19 protein-coding genes are annotated in these 16626 nt (G+C 57.2%); 8 read left to right on the top strand and 11 right to left on the bottom strand.

Features of this window, described 5'->3' with window-relative positions; genetic code table 11:
• Positions 1–12 precede the first annotated feature (12 nt).
• The 8 genes from puhA (at position 13) to idi (ending at position 6082) form a co-directional block, all read left to right on the top strand.
• Entirely contained in the window at positions 13–792 is a 780-nt protein-coding gene (gene puhA, locus AC0J4F_RS23985; protein ID WP_166672676.1) for a photosynthetic reaction center subunit H, read from the top strand.
• Entirely contained in the window at positions 789–1466 is a 678-nt protein-coding gene (puhB, locus tag AC0J4F_RS23980) for a photosynthetic complex putative assembly protein PuhB (RefSeq protein ID WP_133948004.1), read from the top strand. The genes puhA and puhB overlap by 4 nt, the downstream gene beginning before the upstream one ends.
• Before the next feature lie 9 nt (positions 1467–1475).
• Positions 1476–1970, top strand: a complete 495-nt coding sequence (gene puhC, locus AC0J4F_RS23975) for a photosynthetic complex assembly protein PuhC (protein ID WP_133948002.1) — start codon at positions 1476–1478, stop codon at positions 1968–1970.
• Positions 1967–2272: a hypothetical protein gene (locus AC0J4F_RS23970; protein ID WP_166672675.1), complete on the top strand. Its 306-nt coding sequence runs from the start codon at positions 1967–1969 to the stop codon at positions 2270–2272. Before puhC ends, AC0J4F_RS23970 begins: the two co-directional genes overlap by 4 nt.
• The gene (gene acsF, locus AC0J4F_RS23965) at positions 2269–3378 is read left to right on the top strand and encodes a magnesium-protoporphyrin IX monomethyl ester (oxidative) cyclase (RefSeq protein ID WP_209002283.1); all 1110 of its coding nucleotides are present in this window, start codon (positions 2269–2271) and stop codon (positions 3376–3378) included. Before AC0J4F_RS23970 ends, acsF begins: the two co-directional genes overlap by 4 nt.
• 10 nt (positions 3379–3388) lie before the next feature.
• Positions 3389–4240, top strand: a complete 852-nt coding sequence (puhE, locus tag AC0J4F_RS23960; protein ID WP_473024994.1) for a putative photosynthetic complex assembly protein PuhE — start codon at positions 3389–3391, stop codon at positions 4238–4240.
• A gap of 29 nt (positions 4241–4269) precedes the next feature.
• Positions 4270–5487 (top strand): 5-aminolevulinate synthase, encoded by a 1218-nt coding sequence (hemA, locus tag AC0J4F_RS23955; RefSeq protein WP_473024993.1) that lies wholly within the window; start codon positions 4270–4272, stop codon positions 5485–5487.
• Positions 5488–5548: 61 nt separating this feature from the next.
• Entirely contained in the window at positions 5549–6082 is a 534-nt protein-coding gene (gene idi, locus AC0J4F_RS23950) for an isopentenyl-diphosphate delta-isomerase (RefSeq protein ID WP_166672674.1), read from the top strand.
• Positions 6083–6481: 399 nt separating this feature from the next.
• Here the strand turns inward: idi and pufC are convergent, their stop codons facing one another.
• The 11 genes from pufC to AC0J4F_RS23895 all read right to left on the bottom strand — a co-directional run bounded on the left by pufC (position 6482) and on the right by AC0J4F_RS23895 (position 16624).
• On the bottom strand, positions 6482–7624 hold the full coding sequence (pufC, locus tag AC0J4F_RS23945) for a photosynthetic reaction center cytochrome PufC (RefSeq protein ID WP_133947994.1): 1143 nt from the start codon (positions 7622–7624) through the stop codon (positions 6482–6484).
• Between the two features lie 11 nt (positions 7625–7635).
• Positions 7636–8598: a photosynthetic reaction center subunit M gene (gene pufM, locus AC0J4F_RS23940; protein WP_133947992.1), complete on the bottom strand. Its 963-nt coding sequence runs from the start codon at positions 8596–8598 to the stop codon at positions 7636–7638.
• A gap of 10 nt (positions 8599–8608) precedes the next feature.
• The gene (gene pufL, locus AC0J4F_RS23935) at positions 8609–9454 is read right to left on the bottom strand and encodes a photosynthetic reaction center subunit L (RefSeq protein WP_133947990.1); all 846 of its coding nucleotides are present in this window, start codon (positions 9452–9454) and stop codon (positions 8609–8611) included.
• Between the two features lie 147 nt (positions 9455–9601).
• Positions 9602–9802, bottom strand: a complete 201-nt coding sequence (gene pufA / locus AC0J4F_RS23930) for a light-harvesting antenna LH1, alpha subunit (RefSeq protein WP_133947988.1) — start codon at positions 9800–9802, stop codon at positions 9602–9604.
• A gap of 30 nt (positions 9803–9832) precedes the next feature.
• Positions 9833–9979 carry a light-harvesting protein gene (locus AC0J4F_RS23925; RefSeq protein ID WP_008196822.1) on the bottom strand — a complete coding sequence of 49 codons (147 nt, stop codon included), beginning with the start codon at positions 9977–9979 and terminating at the stop codon, positions 9833–9835.
• 131 nt (positions 9980–10110) lie between these two features.
• On the bottom strand, positions 10111–10344 hold the full coding sequence (locus tag AC0J4F_RS23920) for a hypothetical protein (RefSeq protein WP_209172908.1): 234 nt from the start codon (positions 10342–10344) through the stop codon (positions 10111–10113).
• Between the two features lie 46 nt (positions 10345–10390).
• On the bottom strand, positions 10391–11836 hold the full coding sequence (gene bchZ, locus AC0J4F_RS23915; RefSeq protein WP_473024991.1) for a chlorophyllide a reductase subunit Z: 1446 nt from the start codon (positions 11834–11836) through the stop codon (positions 10391–10393).
• A complete protein-coding gene (gene bchY / locus AC0J4F_RS23910) occupies positions 11830–13338 on the bottom strand; it encodes a chlorophyllide a reductase subunit Y (protein ID WP_473026464.1) in 1509 nt (502 codons plus the stop codon). Before bchY ends, bchZ begins: the two co-directional genes overlap by 7 nt.
• Positions 13339–13422: 84 nt before the next feature.
• Complete coding sequence (locus AC0J4F_RS23905; protein ID WP_208326692.1) at positions 13423–14430, bottom strand: chlorophyllide a reductase iron protein subunit X; 1008 nt, start codon at positions 14428–14430, stop codon at positions 13423–13425.
• Positions 14427–15368, bottom strand: coding sequence for a chlorophyll synthesis pathway protein BchC (gene bchC, locus AC0J4F_RS23900; protein WP_133947980.1), 942 nt, complete (start codon positions 15366–15368; stop codon positions 14427–14429). Before bchC ends, AC0J4F_RS23905 begins: the two co-directional genes overlap by 4 nt.
• Before the next feature lie 134 nt (positions 15369–15502).
• Complete coding sequence (locus tag AC0J4F_RS23895) at positions 15503–16624, bottom strand: methyltransferase (protein ID WP_473024990.1); 1122 nt, start codon at positions 16622–16624, stop codon at positions 15503–15505.
• Between the last annotated feature and the right edge of the window lie 2 nt (positions 16625–16626).

Raw genomic sequence — 16626 nt, 5'->3', positions numbered from 1 at the left:
GGAGGAATGACCATGACCGGTTCTATCGTCGGCAGCATAGATGTCGCCCAGGTGGTGCTCTATGTCTTTTGGGTCTTTTTCGCCGGGTTGATCTGGTACATCCGTCAGGAAGACCGGCGCGAAGGCTATCCGCTTGAAGATGATGTCACAGGCAGGTTCAACAAGGACCCTTGGCTGTTTGTGCCAGACAAGAAGACGTTCGTCCTGCCACACGGTCACGGGACCGTTCAGGTTCCCGATCTAAAGCGCGACGACCGCCCCTTGAATGCCAAGCGGGTTTCTCCTGCACCTGGATATCCGATGGAGCCGGAAGGCAACCCTCTTCTCGCGGGCGTTGGGCCGGGCTCATGGGCCGAGCGCGCTGATACGCCGGATCTGACCGCTCATGGCGATGCCCGGATTGTCCCGATGCGCGAGGCGGAAGGATTTTCGATCGCCGACGGTGAGCTTGATCCTATTGGTCTTTCGGTTGTGGGCTGTGACAGCAGTTCTGCAGGAACCGTCAAGGACGTCTGGGTCGATCGGGCAGAGTTTCTGATCCGCTACTACGAAGTTGAGGTTGAGGGCGCTGAGAAAACGGTGCTTCTGCCGAACAATTTTGTCGTTATCAAGCGGGGACGCGGAAACAAGCCTTATCTTTATGTCCACGCAATCACATCCGAGCAATTTGCTGATGTCCCGGCACATGCGAAACCGGGCACGGTCACCTTGCTGGAAGAGGACAAGATTGCGGCCTACTTCGGCGCCGGTCTCCTCTATGCCTCGAAAGATCGTCGGGAGGCCTTGCTGTGAAACAGTTTGTCGCTCGGGAACATGAGATGGAACCGGTTCCCGGATTGCCTGAATATTTACCGGACGGCGAAAAAATGCTGTGGCAGGGGCGGCCTTCAACCCGCCTTCTTGCCCGCCATCTCCTCAAGAACCGCTGGATTACCGGCTACTTTTTGATCTTGGCGGCATGGGCGGTGATTGGCGGTCTTTATGATGGCCGCCCATTGGCTGGCATCGTCTTCTCGGTCGCCGTATTGACCGCTTTGGCCGCGATCTTGATCGGCATGCTGGAGTTGTTTGCCTGGGCTGTCCACAAGACGACGCTTTACACCATCACAACGCAGCGCGTTGTCATCCGTTTTGGTGTCGCGTTTTCCATGACGCTCAACTTACCTTTCAAACAGCTGGCCGCAATCTCTATGGCCGAACTTCCAGGTGGTGCCGGGCATGTTGCTATCCAGGTTTTGTCGGGACATCAGATTTCCTGGTTGGTGCAATGGCCGCATGTTCGTGGGTGGCGGTTTGCAAATGTCGAGCCGAGCCTGATCTGCCTGAGCGATGCGAAGAAAGTGGCTGACATCCTTGCCCTTGCGATCAGTCAGAATGCGGCTGTGACTTCTGGTCACTCGCGTCTGGCTCACAATGACACCTCACCGCAGGGTGCAGTTCCTGCATCTGTAGAAGCTGCGGAGTAGGAGCCAGCGATGCCTTCGGTTTCCCATCTCGGATATTTCTCGGACCGCAAGGGCCGACGCGCCAAACAGTTTCCGCGCAGGATCCTGATCGGGACGGCATTGCTCTTGAGTTTTGCCGTCGCGGCGGTCGTTTTTGGCCAGACAACCGGCATTGGCGTCATCAAGCATCAAACAGGTGCACCGGTCGCGATCCGGGACATTCTAATCACACGGGATGCGGCAGATATCGTCACTGTCACGGACGCGCGAAGCGGCGTTGTGATTTCAGCTTTTGAGAAGGATACCGGAGGCTTCGTTCGCGGCTCGCTGCGCGCTTTCGAACGCATGCGGATGGTGGCAAAAGTTCCCGCCGCAGCACCTTACAGGCTCATTCAATGGGAGACCGGAGCGGTCAGCCTGTCTGACACGGCACTCGGCGAACGCATCTATTTGGAAGCCTTTGGAAAAGATAATGCAGCGGCCTTTGCAGCCCTGCTTGAAACCCGGGAAGGAGCGCGCCAATGAACGCGATTTTCAATCTCATGAGCCGGAAGGAAACCGTCAACTGCACGGTGGAGATCAACAACACCTTTGATCAACTCGGTGCCCATCTGCGCTTTGACAATGGCGTGGTGGTGCATCCGGGCGATGAAGTCTTTGTCCATGGTGCTCCCGTGTCGATCCCTTACGGGGAAAGTCAGAGGTTCCGCCGCGAGGCGACCATCCGCCGGGCCGGGCCGCTGGAACGCGCTTGGACCCGTGCCACTGGCGATTTTGAAATGATGGAACTGTGTGAATTCAGCTTCACGGAAAGGGCGTTGTCATGAACAAGACCGTATCGCCAGCCGATTTGGCCTCCAATGAACCGACCCTTGAAAAGCGCCGGGCCGCCGTCAACGATACGACCAAGAGTGCCTTGGTCTCCACGATGTTGACACCACGCTTTTATACCACCGACTTCGACGAGATGGACAAGATCAACGTCGAGCCCGTCCGGGAAGAGTGGGACGATTTGATTTCGCAAATGCGCTCCGATCCCAACCGGGGCCACTTCAAGCGCAGTGAAGCCTGGGACAATATTGACATCGACGCTCTGCCAGATGATCTGCGCGAAGAGCTGATCGATTTCCTCGTGTCGTCTCTGACCTCCGAGTTTTCCGGCTGCGTGCTTTACAAGGAAATGAAACGGCGCGGCAAGAACCAGGAAATCTGCGAGCTCTTCGGCTTCATGAGCCGGGATGAATCCCGCCATGCCGGGTTCATCAATGATGCGCTGAAGGATTTCGGCATCGGTGTGAACATGGGGTTCCTCGCCAAGGCGAAGAAATACACCTACTTCAAGCCAAAATTCATCTACTACGCGACCTACCTGTCAGAGAAGATCGGTTACGCCCGCTACATCACAATCTACCGGCATTTAGAGAAGCATCCAGAACATCGGTTCCATCCGATCTTCAAGTGGTTCAAAGAATGGTGCAACGACGAGTTTTCGCATGGCGAAGCGTTCTCGTTGATCATCCGGTCGGACAAGCGCTTGCTTGAAGGGCGCAACAAGCTCTGGATCAAGTTCTTCTTGCTGGCCGTCTTTGCCACGATGTATGTGCGCGATCACATGCGCCCGGCGTTCCACAAGGCACTTGGGATCAACATCGAAGACTACGACATGCGGGTGTTCCGCTTGACGTCTGAAATCTCCCGTCAGTGTTTCCCGCTCGAACTAGATCTCGATAATCCCAAGCTTCTGGAAGGTTTCCGGCGCATGGAGCGGATTAGCCGCAAGATGCAGGCTGCAACCGAAAAAGGCGGCCTCTTTGGCCAGCTGGGAAGAGCGTGGTGGGGGGCTGCCGCTGGTCTCAATTTCGTGCGGATGTACATGATCCCGACAAAGAAAAATACTTTGCCGGAGACCTCGCGCCTGCAGCCGATCTGGTAGGCCAACGCTCATGTGGCTCTCAAACCCGGTCATAGCTGTTCTGATTGCCACTGGCGTTTGGTGGCTATCGACCGGGCTTGTCTTGTTGATGGTGCATTGGTCGATCCGGAAGAAGCTCGGTCCCTGGCAGCTCTTGCCGCTGGTGACATTGGTCGGTGTTGCCGGTTTTCTGTTGCTCCTAAAGGGCAGCGAGATGCAGACACCGCTTGGATCCTACGCCGGGTTCTTTGGCGCACTGCTGGTCTGGGCCTGGCATGAAACCACGTTTTTGACCGGGATGGTGACCGGCCGGAGCAAACAGGAGTGCCCGCCGGATGCGAAAGGCGCTGCCCGGTTTGTCGCTGCCTGGAAAGCCGTGTGTGATCATGAGATCGCGCTGCTTGTAACGGCTGTGTTTCTCTGGTTTGTCCTGGCGGATGCCCCCAACACCTTCGGCCTTGCCACTTTTGGGCTTTTATGGGGGATGCGGATCTCGGCGAAGCTGCTAATTTTCCTGGGCGCGCGCCATGCAATCAGCGGCCTGATGCCCCCGGGGATCGTGCATCTGAAGACCTACTTCAACACTGGACGGACAACCCCCTTCTTCCCACTTCTGCTGGCGATCGCGGTCGGGTTGTTTGCGGTCCTGGTGGCTGGAGCGATGAATGCGCACAGCGCGTACTCCGTCGTAGGTCACATTTTGCTCGCCGCGTTTATGGCACTGGCAATCATCGAACACCTAATTCTCGTTCTGCCGGTCTCGGATATGGCGCTTTGGCGCTGGGCGGTTCCCAAAGGGGCACGCGAGCCCCGCTCAAACCCACCAGGACATGAGTTTGCACCTGCCGGCGTCGGCACGAAAAGCGGCTTGGAAACGCGATAATTGGAATACCTTGAGGAGAGGACGAAGCGATGGACATCTTGAAAACTATGGAGACCGCTCTCTCCGACTTGCACGAGGCTGGCAATTATCGGGTCTTTGCCGAGCTGGAACGCCATTGCAATGACTTCCCAAAGGCAACGTTTTATGACGATGCCGGTGAGACAAGTGAAGTGACGGTCTGGTGCTCCAACGACTATCTGGGCATGGGGCAGAACCCGGTTGTCACTGATCGGATGACTGAGATCATTCAAAAGTGCGGGGCAGGCGCAGGTGGTACCCGTAACATTTCCGGCACCAACCATTATCATGTGATGCTGGAGCGTGAGCTCGCTGATCTGCATGACAAGGAAGCGGCACTGATTTTTACATCTGGCTATGTGTCCAACTGGGCAGCGCTCGGCACGCTCTTGTCGAAGATCCCTGGAATAATCGTCTACTCCGATGCCCTCAATCACGCGTCCATGATCGAGGGGATTCGCCATTCCAGATGCACAAAACGGCTCTTCCGGCACAATGATCCGGAGCACCTGGCCGAATTGATGGCGGCCGATGACCCGAACGCGCCGAAGCTGGTTGCTTTTGAGAGCGTTTATTCCATGGATGGCGATATTGCGCCGATCGAGGCAATCTGTGATGTCGCTGACCGGTTTGGAGCAATCACCTATCTCGATGAAGTTCATGCCGTTGGAATGTATGGACCGCGTGGCGGCGGAGTGGCCGAACGGGAAGGTCTTATGGACCGGCTGACAGTGATTGAAGGAACCCTTGGCAAGGCGTTTGGCGTCATGGGGGGCTACATCACAGGTCCGGAAGTGCTTGTGGACTTCGTTCGGTCGTTTGCATCGGGCTTCATCTTCACGACAGCCTTGCCGCCGGCGCTGGCCGCTGGCGCAACAGCTTCGATCCGGTACTTGAAAGAGAGCTCGGCCGAGCGGGATGCGCACAAGGCCAATGTTGCGAAAGTGCGGGCGGCTCTGAATGCCAGAGGCATTCCGCATATGGAGAATCCGAGCCACATCGTGCCGGTCATGGTTGGAAATGCGTCGAAGTGCAAATGGATTTCGGATGTTCTCCTGACCGATTTTGGCATATATGTGCAACCGATCAATTATCCGACCGTGCCGGTTGGAACGGAGCGGCTGCGGATCACACCGACACCGCTTCATACCGAAGCCGATATCCGGCATCTGTCAGGGGCGTTGTGCTCCCTATGGTCACAATGTGCTTTGGCAAGAGCGGTGGCCTGATCAAGGCGACAGCAAAAAGACACTGTCTGAAACAAAGAAGGGGCAGCGAGCCCGTACACCAATGAACAAGCCCTTGATAATTCCTGCTGTCGCACCGGATGGATCGTTTTATCCGGTCGAGAAACTGCAAGCCCATATAGATGGCGTGTTGCATCTGGCCGTGTCTGTCTTTGTTTTCGACGGCGATCATCTGCTCATCCAGAAGCGCGCTGCCGGGAAGTATCATTGTGGCGGCCAATGGGCGAACACATGTTGCAGTCATCCCCATTGGGACGAGAGCGTTGAAACCTGCGCAGAGCGCCGGCTGATGGACGAGCTCGGCTTCACGCTGCCACTGATGCGGCATCAAACGGTTGAATATGAAGCCAGCGTCGGTGAGGGCCTGAAAGAGCACGAGCGCGTTACGCTCTTTAGTGCGCACGTGGATCGCAACAAGCTCATCGTGGCGCCCAATCCGGACGAGGTGGAAGACGTGCGGTGGGTTACCGCGGCGGACCTTCATCGTGAAGTCCTGGAAAATCCAAATGCCTTTACGCCTTGGTTCCGAATTTATCTGGGGCGCTTTCCGGGGCTGAAGTTCCAAGCAGCAGCTTGAACTTCCCGCAAATCAAACTCCTACAGAGCCAACACGGAGTTCAATGGCTGCATGAACCGCGCTAGTTTGGCGCGCGACTCCGGCCTTGCCGGCCGCGGACTTTGGCCTCTGACAGGTTTCTACATTTTACAAGTGAACCAAACGGCGTGAAGGCCTCTGTGACTGTGTTGCGGGTTTCGAAGTCTGCTGTTTAGTGCATGTCGCGTTTTATCGAACTCGATGGTCCCCGGATTTTGCGTTGAAAATTTCGATATCAGGCAGCGAAAACCGGGTCCTGCTCAACGCGACTTGCTCCAAACACCGAACTCGAAAATCGTCACTGAGAGCTCCTTTTTCGAGCAAAAAACAAAAAAAATGGGAGCCCGAGGGCTCCCAAAGTGTCCTCGGCGGATGCCGCGCTCATTGCTGAGTGGCGGCAACCGTCCTTTTCGCCGGGAGGGCGGAGGAGTTGGTCGGTCCGTCCGGCGCCATGGTCTGGGTCTCGCCGGGGACGTATTTCGAATAGTCAGGTACCGCAGTCGGTCCTTTCTTATCCAGGGCGTCTACGTAGTTTTGAAGCATGGAAACGCCGTAGAGCGGTTTTTGAACGCCTTGGTGGCAGGTCGAACAACCGATCTTGAAGACATCGCCTTCCGGTCCCTTACGGTTGTCCGGGAAGACCGGGGTCAATCCGACCATGTAGTCGTTGTTGAGGGCCCGTGTCATTTGAATGCCGTGCCAGGCGGTAACCCGTTGCGGAGGGCTCTGATCCCAGTCGTTAAAGGCCCGGGAGTTGTGGCAAGTCACGCAGTTGACGCCAAGACCCTCTGACATGTGCATCATCAAGGCCCAGGTGCTTTCCGTTTCCTTCGTTCCCGCAGGGTTTGGATTTGCAGGGTCAGGCAAAGCGGTCAGGGAGTGTACGCGGATTTCCTTGTCGCCCAGCAGATACTCTGCCAAGGCATTTTGCGGCATGGATGTGTTGCCGACAAACTGACCGACAACGTTCTGTCCGCCCCGGCCGGACGCACTGGCCGGTTTTGGCTCCTGATCATCATACCAGTAGTAGGCGGGAACAGCCTGGCCGCGGTGGCAGGTGTAACAGGTGACCCCCACATCACCGACATGCGGTTCCCAGTCCACGTTGATGGTCTGGTTCATCTGGATCATGCGCCGGGAAACGACCTTGGTGTAGACCTCGTCAGAGGCAAGGTTCTCCAAATTGTGGCAATAGCCGCAGCCCTCTTCCGGTGCGATCCATTCCGTAATGGCCGCCATGAACAGGTTGAACTGGTCATCGGACAAATCACCCAAGACCTGAACGTTTTCATAGATCTCACCAGCGCGGTCACCTTCCGGATCCGCTTCCCAGAGCGGTTCTGGAACCGCATTCAGGGCTTTCAGGGCCTCCACCTTGTCAGCGTCCTTGATGACATTCATGCCTGTGCCGCGATATCCCATCTGGGTTGTCTCGACAGGGGGGGCATCCCAATCGGCACCAACGAAGCTCGCAATACCGAGAAGTGTTCCGGCGGCAGCTGCAAAAGGTATCCAAAGTTGCATTTTTCTTCTCCTTATTGCGCCGCCGGATCAACAACACCCGGCCAGACGTCCGGTGTCGGAGACACGATCCCGTGCTCGATGCCCCACAGGTACCAATTGTCGACGACAGTGCCTGTGAGAAGGATGCCGATCCCTCCGGTCAGAGGGGTCAAAATGGCGAACCACCACGCCCAGCGGTGAACCGATTCCATGGTGGCGTTGAAGCCCATGGTCCAGCGCCAGAAGAGCGCTGCACGTTCGGACGCGGTCCCGCGGTCGGTGATCTGCTCAAGCTCCCGCTCGCCGCCATACTTGCCGACAGCAAGGATCGTTGCGCCATGCATGGCAAACAGCAGAACCGAGCCATAAAGGAAGACGATCGAGAGACAGTGGAACGGGTTGTAGTAAAGGTTGCCGTAGCGGATGGAGAAGGCTGCGGTCCAGTCAAGGTGCGGGAAGATCCCGAAAGGGACGGCTTCAGAAAAATCGCCCATCAGGATCGGACGGATAAAGCCAAGCACCAGGAACAACCAGATTGCTGAGGCAAATGCCCAGGCAATATGGGTGCCGAGCTCCAGCTGGCGTGCCCGCCGGTAGACGCGCACCCACCACAACAAGATGGAAGCTGTCAGAAAGAAGCCGGCAATTTGCCACCAGCCACCTTCGTTCAGAGGTGCCATTGTCAGGCCGTATTCCGCTGGCGGCGGTTCCAGGCCAAGCCAGAACAACTGCCGGACGAACTGGATCGGATCCCAGCCCACAGAGGCCAGCATGTTCAAACCGATGATCTCGAATGCGATCAGTCCGAACACAAGGGACAAAGACCCGAGAAAGCCCAGGTAAATTGGCCCGATTTGCGCGTTCCCCAACCAACCGGCGAGACGCGACATGATTGGCGTGCCAATGCGGTCGCTGTCGCCTTTGGGAAGCGGCATGCCCTCTTCGGCCGGACCGCTGACCTGAATGATGGTGAGGATGTTTTGATATTGGGTCATTGTCGTGTCCTCAGCTCCAGATCGGAAGGTTCAGCCACCAGTTCCACCATTGCGGCCAGCCCTGGTTCCAGAACGGGCCGCTGATGACGATGCAGACAGCGCTCCAAAAACCGGCGTTCAGCGCAAGGATCAATCCCAGGCGGTGAATGCCGAGAGTCCCAATGGAGTAGCCGATGATGTCGCGGAAAAAGGTGTCTTCATATTCCGGCGTTTTCACTTCCGCCTGCTTGCCGCCGCCTTCCATGGACTCGCCCGGATTGGCCGCCGACAAAATCAGGCCACCGTGCAAGGACAGAGCGAGTGTCGTCGTGAAGAAGAACGTCACGGCGATCATGTGTGCGGGGTTGTAATGGAAGTGGAGATATTGGTAGCCGACGTTGGAGACCCAGTCGAGGTGACTGAAAATCCCGTATGGAAATCCATGTCCCCAAGCGCCCAGCAGCAGTGGCCGGAAGACGACCAGAGTGGCGTAGGCAAAGATCGCAAAGGAGAAAGCGAAGGGCACGTGATAGCCCATACCAAGCTTGCGGCAAATCTCGACTTCGCGCAAAGCCCAGGATCCGAAAGACCCCAATGCGCAAATGGTTATGATCTGCCAGAGGCCGCCTTCATTTAGCGGCGCCAAGGCAAGCCCGTAGGAGATATCAGGCGGGGCGATCGAGATCTGCCAGATGTTCCAGGTTGGGCCGATTGCAGCGCCGTAAACAATCAGGGCGGTGCCAAGAAATGTAAAAAACGCGCCGGTAATTCCAAAGAAACCGACATAAAATGGGCCCACCCAGAAATCGAACAAGTCACCGCCGATCAGTGTGCCCCCGCGTACGCGGTACTTCCTTTCGAAGCTGAGCAAAGCCATAGAGTCCTCCTTAGCCGCGTTTTGCCAATGCGCGTGCTGCGGCTAATCATTGAAAGCAAGGCTTGGTGGCGGAGAGTGCTGACCGTCGTCCAGGCGCCGGCCAATACGCAGCCTCCGCCACCGATGATGTTGAACCGTATGCGTTCGTCAGACCAAAGCTGACGAACCCTCCGGTAGGAGCATTTCGATATGCGCGTTGCCGTCGCTTAACGATGCTTGCTGTTCCAGCCAGTTGTACCTTTCGGTGCTGAGCAGAATGAAATGAATCAAAACTGCAAGGCTGAACAGGAAGACCGTCAGAAGAACGAGCACCCGGCGCGGATCGAACAAAAGCCACATTTTCCACATGTCTTCAGATCCTTGTCTGGTGTGAGCTCGTCAGAGCCACGGTTTGTAGAGCCACATCGAAATGTGGGCGAGGAAGGGTGCAAGCGACATTGCGATCGCAAACTTCACAAAGAGCCGGTGAAACTCCTGTGCTTCCTCACGGCTAAGACCTGTAAGGGTCTCCTTGTCCGAAGCCATTCGCATGACCTCCACTACTTGCCTTTCGGCGGTTACCGCGCAGAACCCTCGCGGCGGGGTCCCAGTCAAGCCGGTTGGAAGGGCTCACTGAGCAATTGCCGATGCCAAAGCAGCAGCAAAAGGCGTTGGGATCATGCGTGAAACGCGTATCCCAATGCGGCGTATGCCGAGGCCTTGGCTTCGGCGTATGCAGATTGTGTCGTGCCTTCATGGGCGCCCAAGACGCGGCCGAGTCGGCCGAGGACGGTGGACATGAGGCAAAATGGAAACACCACGAGAAACAGACGCTTCATCAAGAGGCGCTGGGATTCGCGTTCCTGATGGCGGCGGCTGCAGACCGCTTCGCTATGGGTGGTGGAAATCATCTGTCTTCCTCCCGGGTGGCCAGTGGGGTGTTGAAAAAGAAAAGGGTCATGCAGGCACGCCCTTCTTGCTGGAGACCTGCTCCAGGTCATCAAGGGTGACTTCCGAAGCTCCAGTCTGCCGGGCGCGCTGTTCGGCGGCCTCACGCAAACGTTTGGCTGCGGAAATGCGAACCAGAACGGGCTCTTGATTGACGCGGCGTTCAAGCGCGGCTTGAGCATCTGGATGCCAGGGCATTTGAGAATGAGCCTTGGCCGCCGTCGCTTCGATGGCATCAAGCTCACTGGCCTTGGGCAGGATCTCGAACAGCATGTCGAAAAGCGCGTTGCAGACCTCCTGGATCAACCAGCAAGCTCCGGAGTATCCCATGACTGGTGTGCCGGTATGACGGCGAACAATGGCGCCCGGATAGGAAAGCTGGATGAATTTTCCGCGCGCACCGGCTTCCGCCATGTACATGCGTTCGTTGAACGATCCGAACATCACCATGGGTGGGGTGCTGGCCGTCAGTTCGGCGACTTCGGCATTGTCGGTCTTCGATCCGGCCTTTCGCGCGACGGCGAAGGCACAGGGGAGGCCCATTTCCTCTTCGAGGAAGTTCTGGATCCCGCGGACATAGGTCTCATTTGCAACCACAGCGAAATTTGCAGTGGCGAAGAAGTCCTGCGTCACGGAGCGCCACAGATCCCAAAGCGGTTTCAGCGTCGTATGTTTTTCGCGCTCAATGAACGGCTCCGGATCGAGGTCCAGGATATCGCCCAGTTTGCGCAGGAAAGCCGTGGTCGAATGAATGCCGATCGGGGCTTGGAGATAGGGCCGCTCGAGGGTTTCACACAACAACCGGCCGAACTCGCGGTAAAGGCAAATGTTCGCGTCCGCATCGGCGAGCTTGCGGATGTCTTCCACATGACTGCTGAGCGGGAAGATCATGTTGATCTCCGCTCCAAGACCTTCCACAAGACGGCGGACTTCATGCAGGTCCGATGGCATGTTGTAGGTACCGTAAATCGGGCCGATGATGTTCACCCGGGGCTTGGCGCCATCTTTGCGCTTCCGGGGCTTTGGAACCCGTTTCGGGCCAAATTCCGTCCAGAGCCATTTCAAGGCGCGATCTGCACTCTGCCATTGATCCTCATCGATCGTGCGCGGCAAAAAGCGTTTGATGTTAGAGCCTTCCGGTGTGACCCCGCCGCCGATCATTTCCGCAATGGAGCCCGTCACAACAACAGCTGGAAGGTCCGGATCGAGTGCATCACGGGCACGTTTCATGGCACCTTCCGTGCCATGTTGGCCGAGTTCTTCTTCCGCAAGGCCGCTGACCACAATTGGCAGTTCGTGCGGGGGCAGGGCATCCGTATAGTGAAGAACGGAGGTCACCGGCAGGTTCTCGCAGCCGACAGGTCCGTCGATGATCACCTGCAAGCCCTTGATGGCCGTGAAGGCATAAACGCTGCCCCAATAGCCGCCAGCTCTATCGTGATCGAGGATCAGCATCCAACGCTCTCCCCGTTGTCGACCGCATTGCGGGATTTCGCGACAGACTTGGCATATTTCGCGCGGTAACCGCTGTGGTCCTTCGGAGTGTCCTGCCAAATCCCGGCGGTGTCCCCCTGACCGACGCCTTCAAAGAAGTCCTGCATTTTCAGGAAGCGGTCCTTGTTGGCGATGGCCGTTGAAATCACGCTTGGGAGCGAAGCCGTTCCGGCGGGACCCATCAGCGGGCGGGCGGAAATCAGATTGGTGAAGTAAAGCGCGGGTGTTGCCCGCTCTTTGGCTTTCTGAACGACAGGGGTCGTACCGATCGCCAGATCAGGATCAAATTCTTCAAACGCAGCGAGATCCTGCTCCAGAGAAGCCCGGAACTGGACTGTCACACCTTTGGATTCAAGCCATTCGGCATCCGCTGCGCTGTAGGGCGTTTTTGGACAGGCCGTCCCGACATACCGAAGGTCAGCTCCCAGTTCGGCCAGCAACCGGCCGACCAGAAGTTCAGACCCCTCATATCCGGACAGGGTAATCCGGCCGTCGATCCGGTTCTCGCTCAACATAGTCGTGATGGCACCGCGCATCGCGTTCCGGCTGATATCTGTCTTGGCAGCAGCCACACCGCAGCTCTCGCCGATGGCTGTGAGCCAGGCATCGGTGCCTTCAAGTCCAACAGGTGCAGAGCCGACAATAGCGCGGCCCGCCGCCTGAAACTCCCGGAACGCGGAGGTATAGAAGGGGTGAATGGCTGCAACGGCGGCACAATCAAGCGCAGCATAGAGCTCACGCCACTCGCGCACAGGCACGGTTGGCCCGGCTGCCAGGCCCATTGGTTCCAAAATGTTGCCGATGACAACCGGATCGGCCGGGAACATTTCCCCAACGAGGGTCACAGTCGGCTTGTCCTTGACGCCGTCGCGGGGTGCCAGAACCGGCCCCTTCAGCGCTTCCTGGCGGGCATAGGCGAGCATTGCACCCGAGAGCACGTCCTTGGCTTCGGCATGGGTCGGAACGCCAAACCCAGGAACGTCAATGCCAACGATCCGGACACCGTTGATTTCCTTCGGCAGCATTTGCAGCGGCACACCGGAGGCGGTCGGGACACAGAGGTTTGTGACCACGATGGCATCGTATTTTGCCGGGTCCGCCATGGCATGAACTGCTTCAACGATGTCTTCAAAGAGTTTGCCGGTGACCAAAGTCTCGGAATTGAACGGCACATAACCGACAGAGCGCTTTGCGCCATAAAAATGTGAGGTGAATGTCAGCCCGTAAACACAGCACGCGGACCCGGACAAAATGGTTGCTGTCCGGCGCATGCGCAGGCCGACGCGCAGTGAACCAAAGGCCGGACACATGGACTGCGGCTGATCGTGAGGGCCCTTCGGATAGTCGGTTTCCAGCCGGTCCATCAAGGCGTCATTTCCAGCGCTTCTGGCCGCAGCTTTTGAAAGCTCTTGCCCGCCATGGCAGCCGCCGCCGTCGGCGGGTTGGTCATCCGCCAAATCCATCACCGGCCGGTCGGAAACTGTGGCGCTTCCAACTCGGTCGGGATCATGAGATTTGGAGTAGGTGTCCATGTCGCGGATCGGTCCTCAAACGGTGTCGTAAATCACTTCCAGAGATGGTTTGTTGAGCGCACCTGCGGCGCACATGTCTTCCGGGGTCGCCGGTGTCAAAACAAAGTCCGCACCGGTCTCGCTAGCGTCGAACAGGCCGAGCAGCCCATCCTGGTCGAGAGGTTTGGGAAGGACCGGCGGCGCTTCGGCGAGATTGATCGACAGGGCTTCAAAGAGCGGCGCCCAGACACCGCCCGGCTTGCCGATGATCTGGTAGTTCGCGCTTTTCCGCCGGATGTCTTCATCTTGCGGTATCGAGGCCAGAACCGGAATGCCGACGGATTCTGCAAATGCTTGTGCTTCGCCGGTTCCGTCATCCTTGTTCACGACAAGTCCAGCAACGCCGACGTTACCGCCGAGCTTGCGGAAGTACTGGACGGCGGAACAAACGTTGTTTGCTACATAAAGCGACTGCAGGTCGTTGGATCCGACCACCACCACCTTCTGGCACATGTCACGCGCGATCGGCAGGCCGAAACCGCCGCACACCACATCGCCCAGGAAATCGAGAAGAACGTAGTCAAAATCCCAGTCGTGAAACCCGAGTTTTTCTAGTGTTTCAAAGCCGTGGATGATGCCCCGGCCACCGCAGCCCCGGCCAACTTCGGGTCCGCCAAGTTCCATGGCAAAAACACCATCACGTTTGAAGCAGACATCCGAGACAGTCACCTCACTGCCGGCTTCCTTGGCCGCAGAGGCCGTCTGAATAATCGTTGGGCAGGCGCGTCCGCCGAACAACAAAGAGGTGGTGTCGCTCTTGGGATCACAGCCGATCAGAAGCACTTTTTTGCCAAGCTGTGCCAGCATGTAGGAGAGGTTGGCGAGCGTGAAGCTCTTGCCAATGCCACCCTTGCCATAGATGGCAATGATCTGCGTTTCCTTGGTGACAGGCCCTGTTGCAGGCGCATCAGGTTCAATGGCTGCCTCGTCTCTGAGGAAGTCCTGCATCTGGTAATGCCGGCCTGTTGGGTTTTCCAGGATCATGCAGCTTTCCTCCAGTCGATAACCATTTTCAGGCAGGCCGGATCATCGAAGGCGGTCCGATAGGCCTTTGCCGCGTCGGACGGGGGCGCGTGATGTGTCACGAGCCCGCCAAGAGACAACCGGCCGGAATCCACAAGATCAACAACCGCTTGAAGGTCATCTGGTTTGAATTCAGCGGACAGCAGGACTGAGATTTCCCGCATAAAGGCGGCGGGGAATGCAAAACTCACCCGTTCACCGTAAAAGCCAGCAAGTACCAGCGTGCCGCCCTTTGTTAGCCGGCTGATGGCCGGATCAAGCGCGTCCTGATTGCCGCTGGCGTCGATGATTGTGTCGAACGGTTTCGACGCCCGTGCATCGTTGGGGGCAAGAACGTCATAATCATCGGCACCATGCATTCGGTCCGGACAGGTTTCCGTAACGATCGGCGGCTCTTGGCCAAGTGCACAGGCGAGCCGTGCCATGAGCCGGCCAAGGACGCCATGGCCAATGATCAGGTCCACTGGGCTTTCTGCGCGAATCAGAGCGTGATGGGCGGTGGCGGCGAGGGCGAGCAATACGGCGTCTTCGGAAAAGTCTTCCGAGATCTGGATGGTGCGGACACCTGGAAGGACCAGCCGGTTGGCGGTCGCGCCGAACAACCCGGCAGCACCTTCAAAACAGGATGCGCCTGGAATGAAGACCGTTTCGCCGACTGTGCGACCGGACAAGGGGCCCGCGCCGACAACTCTGGCAACAGACTCATAGCCAGGGACCAACGGATATCTCATTCCGGGGAATGCCGGCATGGTGCCGTCGAACAGCATTTTTTCCGTGCCGGTGGAAACTCCGCTCACCATGGTTTCGACAACCACATCAAAGTCGCTTGGTTCCGTGAGCCCAAGTCGTTTGACCTGGAGCTTGCCGGGATCCTCAAAGACGATTGCCGTGGTTTCCATGAGTGCCTCCCTCTCGTGGGTTTGGCGGCGTATGAGTGTCATTGTAAATTGACGCATTTGAGTGTCAATTAAAATTTACACATTTGCTGACAAGGAGAGTGTTTAGGACGGTCGGACCGCGCAGGCCCGCGCCGCTACCGTTCTGCAAAAACGAGCGTTGCCAGCAAAGGATTCGGAGTTGTTTGGGTGTGTGGATTTTTGAAACCTGCGCCCAAAAGAAGATCTTTGATGGCGGCATCGCTTCGGCAGCGGCCGGACCCCATAGCAAGGAAATAAAGGCTGAAGTAGACAGATGCGAGCTCAGCGCCTTCGCTGTTTCCCGCCATAGCCTCGGCGATCATGACCTTTGTGCCGGGCTTCAAGGAACGATGCAGATTCGCCAAAATCTGTTTCACACGCCCATCATTGTGGTCACACAGGATCCTGACCAGGCTGACGCACTCGGCATTTTCCGGGATTGGATCCCTTGCAAAGTCACCGCCGTGAACCTCGGCCCGGTCAGCAAGGTTTTCTCTTGCAAGATGCATTTTCGCAAGGTCCGTGACCGATGGCAGATCAAAGAGGTGTAGGCGTGTATCCGGACAGGCCTTGCCAATTGCTGCCAGGAATGCGCCTTCGCCGCCGCCAACATCCAGAACCGCCGGGTACTGAGAAAAATCATGAGCTGCGAGAATACAGTCGGCGAGCATCTCCTGGCTGCTGCGCATCAGTTCAGAATAGGGCTGGGTTATGTCCGTCCCGATATCCGCAGGGTCCTGCGCGTGCGCATAGGCCCAGTATTTCTTGAGTTCGGTATCTTGAGAAGGTGCCTTTAGAAGAGCGGACGGATCTGCAAGGTCCCGGTAGAACAGGGCGTGATGCCGGATCATGGCCTGCAGTCCGGGGTCGGCTGCTACCACGGCGCCGGCATCGTCCAGAACCCAAGAGTTTCCTTCAACGTTTTTGACGAGCTGCAGACGTTCTGCCTGCTCCAGCAGCAATTGCATCCGGCCTGGCTCAAGTCCGCAGTCTTTTGCAAGGATTTCTGTGCTTGCAACCGTGTCTGTGAGCCGTGCAAGCACGCCAAGCGACACACAGGAACTCAAAACCTGACTGAAGACAAAACCGTTGATCAGTTTGAAAAGATCATTCGATTTCTTCTGCGCGATCCATCGCGTCCCTGGAAACCGCGCGATTTTGCTGCGGAACGTTGCCGATCCGATCAGCCGGTTGCGCCATAAGCGATAGCGCACACAAAGTGCATTCAAACTGGTCATAG

The sequence above is a fragment of the Roseibium sp. R5 genome (assembly GCF_055755305.1).
Note: the sequence above shows the minus strand (reverse complement) of the source record. Positions and strands in the feature narration are given on the sequence as shown.

Coding starts and splice junctions, on each gene's coding strand:
- AC0J4F_RS23925 (WP_008196822.1), bottom strand. CDS start 9,979: ATGGCTTCGGACAAGGAGACCCTTACAGGTCTTAGCCGTGAGGAAGCA.
- puhC (WP_133948002.1), top strand. CDS start 1,476: ATGCCTTCGGTTTCCCATCTCGGATATTTCTCGGACCGCAAGGGCCGA.
- bchC (WP_133947980.1), bottom strand. CDS start 15,368: ATGGAAACCACGGCAATCGTCTTTGAGGATCCCGGCAAGCTCCAGGTC.
- acsF (WP_209002283.1), top strand. CDS start 2,269: ATGAACAAGACCGTATCGCCAGCCGATTTGGCCTCCAATGAACCGACC.
- pufC (WP_133947994.1), bottom strand. CDS start 7,624: ATGCAACTTTGGATACCTTTTGCAGCTGCCGCCGGAACACTTCTCGGT.
- pufA (WP_133947988.1), bottom strand. CDS start 9,802: ATGTGGAAAATGTGGCTTTTGTTCGATCCGCGCCGGGTGCTCGTTCTT.
- AC0J4F_RS23970 (WP_166672675.1), top strand. CDS start 1,967: ATGAACGCGATTTTCAATCTCATGAGCCGGAAGGAAACCGTCAACTGC.
- AC0J4F_RS23920 (WP_209172908.1), bottom strand. CDS start 10,344: ATGATTTCCACCACCCATAGCGAAGCGGTCTGCAGCCGCCGCCATCAG.
- bchZ (WP_473024991.1), bottom strand. CDS start 11,836: ATGCTGATCCTCGATCACGATAGAGCTGGCGGCTATTGGGGCAGCGTT.
- idi (WP_166672674.1), top strand. CDS start 5,549: ATGAACAAGCCCTTGATAATTCCTGCTGTCGCACCGGATGGATCGTTT.
- puhA (WP_166672676.1), top strand. CDS start 13: ATGACCGGTTCTATCGTCGGCAGCATAGATGTCGCCCAGGTGGTGCTC.
- pufM (WP_133947992.1), bottom strand. CDS start 8,598: ATGACCCAATATCAAAACATCCTCACCATCATTCAGGTCAGCGGTCCG.
- AC0J4F_RS23905 (WP_208326692.1), bottom strand. CDS start 14,430: ATGATCCTGGAAAACCCAACAGGCCGGCATTACCAGATGCAGGACTTC.
- puhE (WP_473024994.1), top strand. CDS start 3,389: ATGTGGCTCTCAAACCCGGTCATAGCTGTTCTGATTGCCACTGGCGTT.
- hemA (WP_473024993.1), top strand. CDS start 4,270: ATGGACATCTTGAAAACTATGGAGACCGCTCTCTCCGACTTGCACGAG.
- bchY (WP_473026464.1), bottom strand. CDS start 13,338: ATGGATTTGGCGGATGACCAACCCGCCGACGGCGGCGGCTGCCATGGC.
- pufL (WP_133947990.1), bottom strand. CDS start 9,454: ATGGCTTTGCTCAGCTTCGAAAGGAAGTACCGCGTACGCGGGGGCACA.
- AC0J4F_RS23895 (WP_473024990.1), bottom strand. CDS start 16,624: ATGACCAGTTTGAATGCACTTTGTGTGCGCTATCGCTTATGGCGCAAC.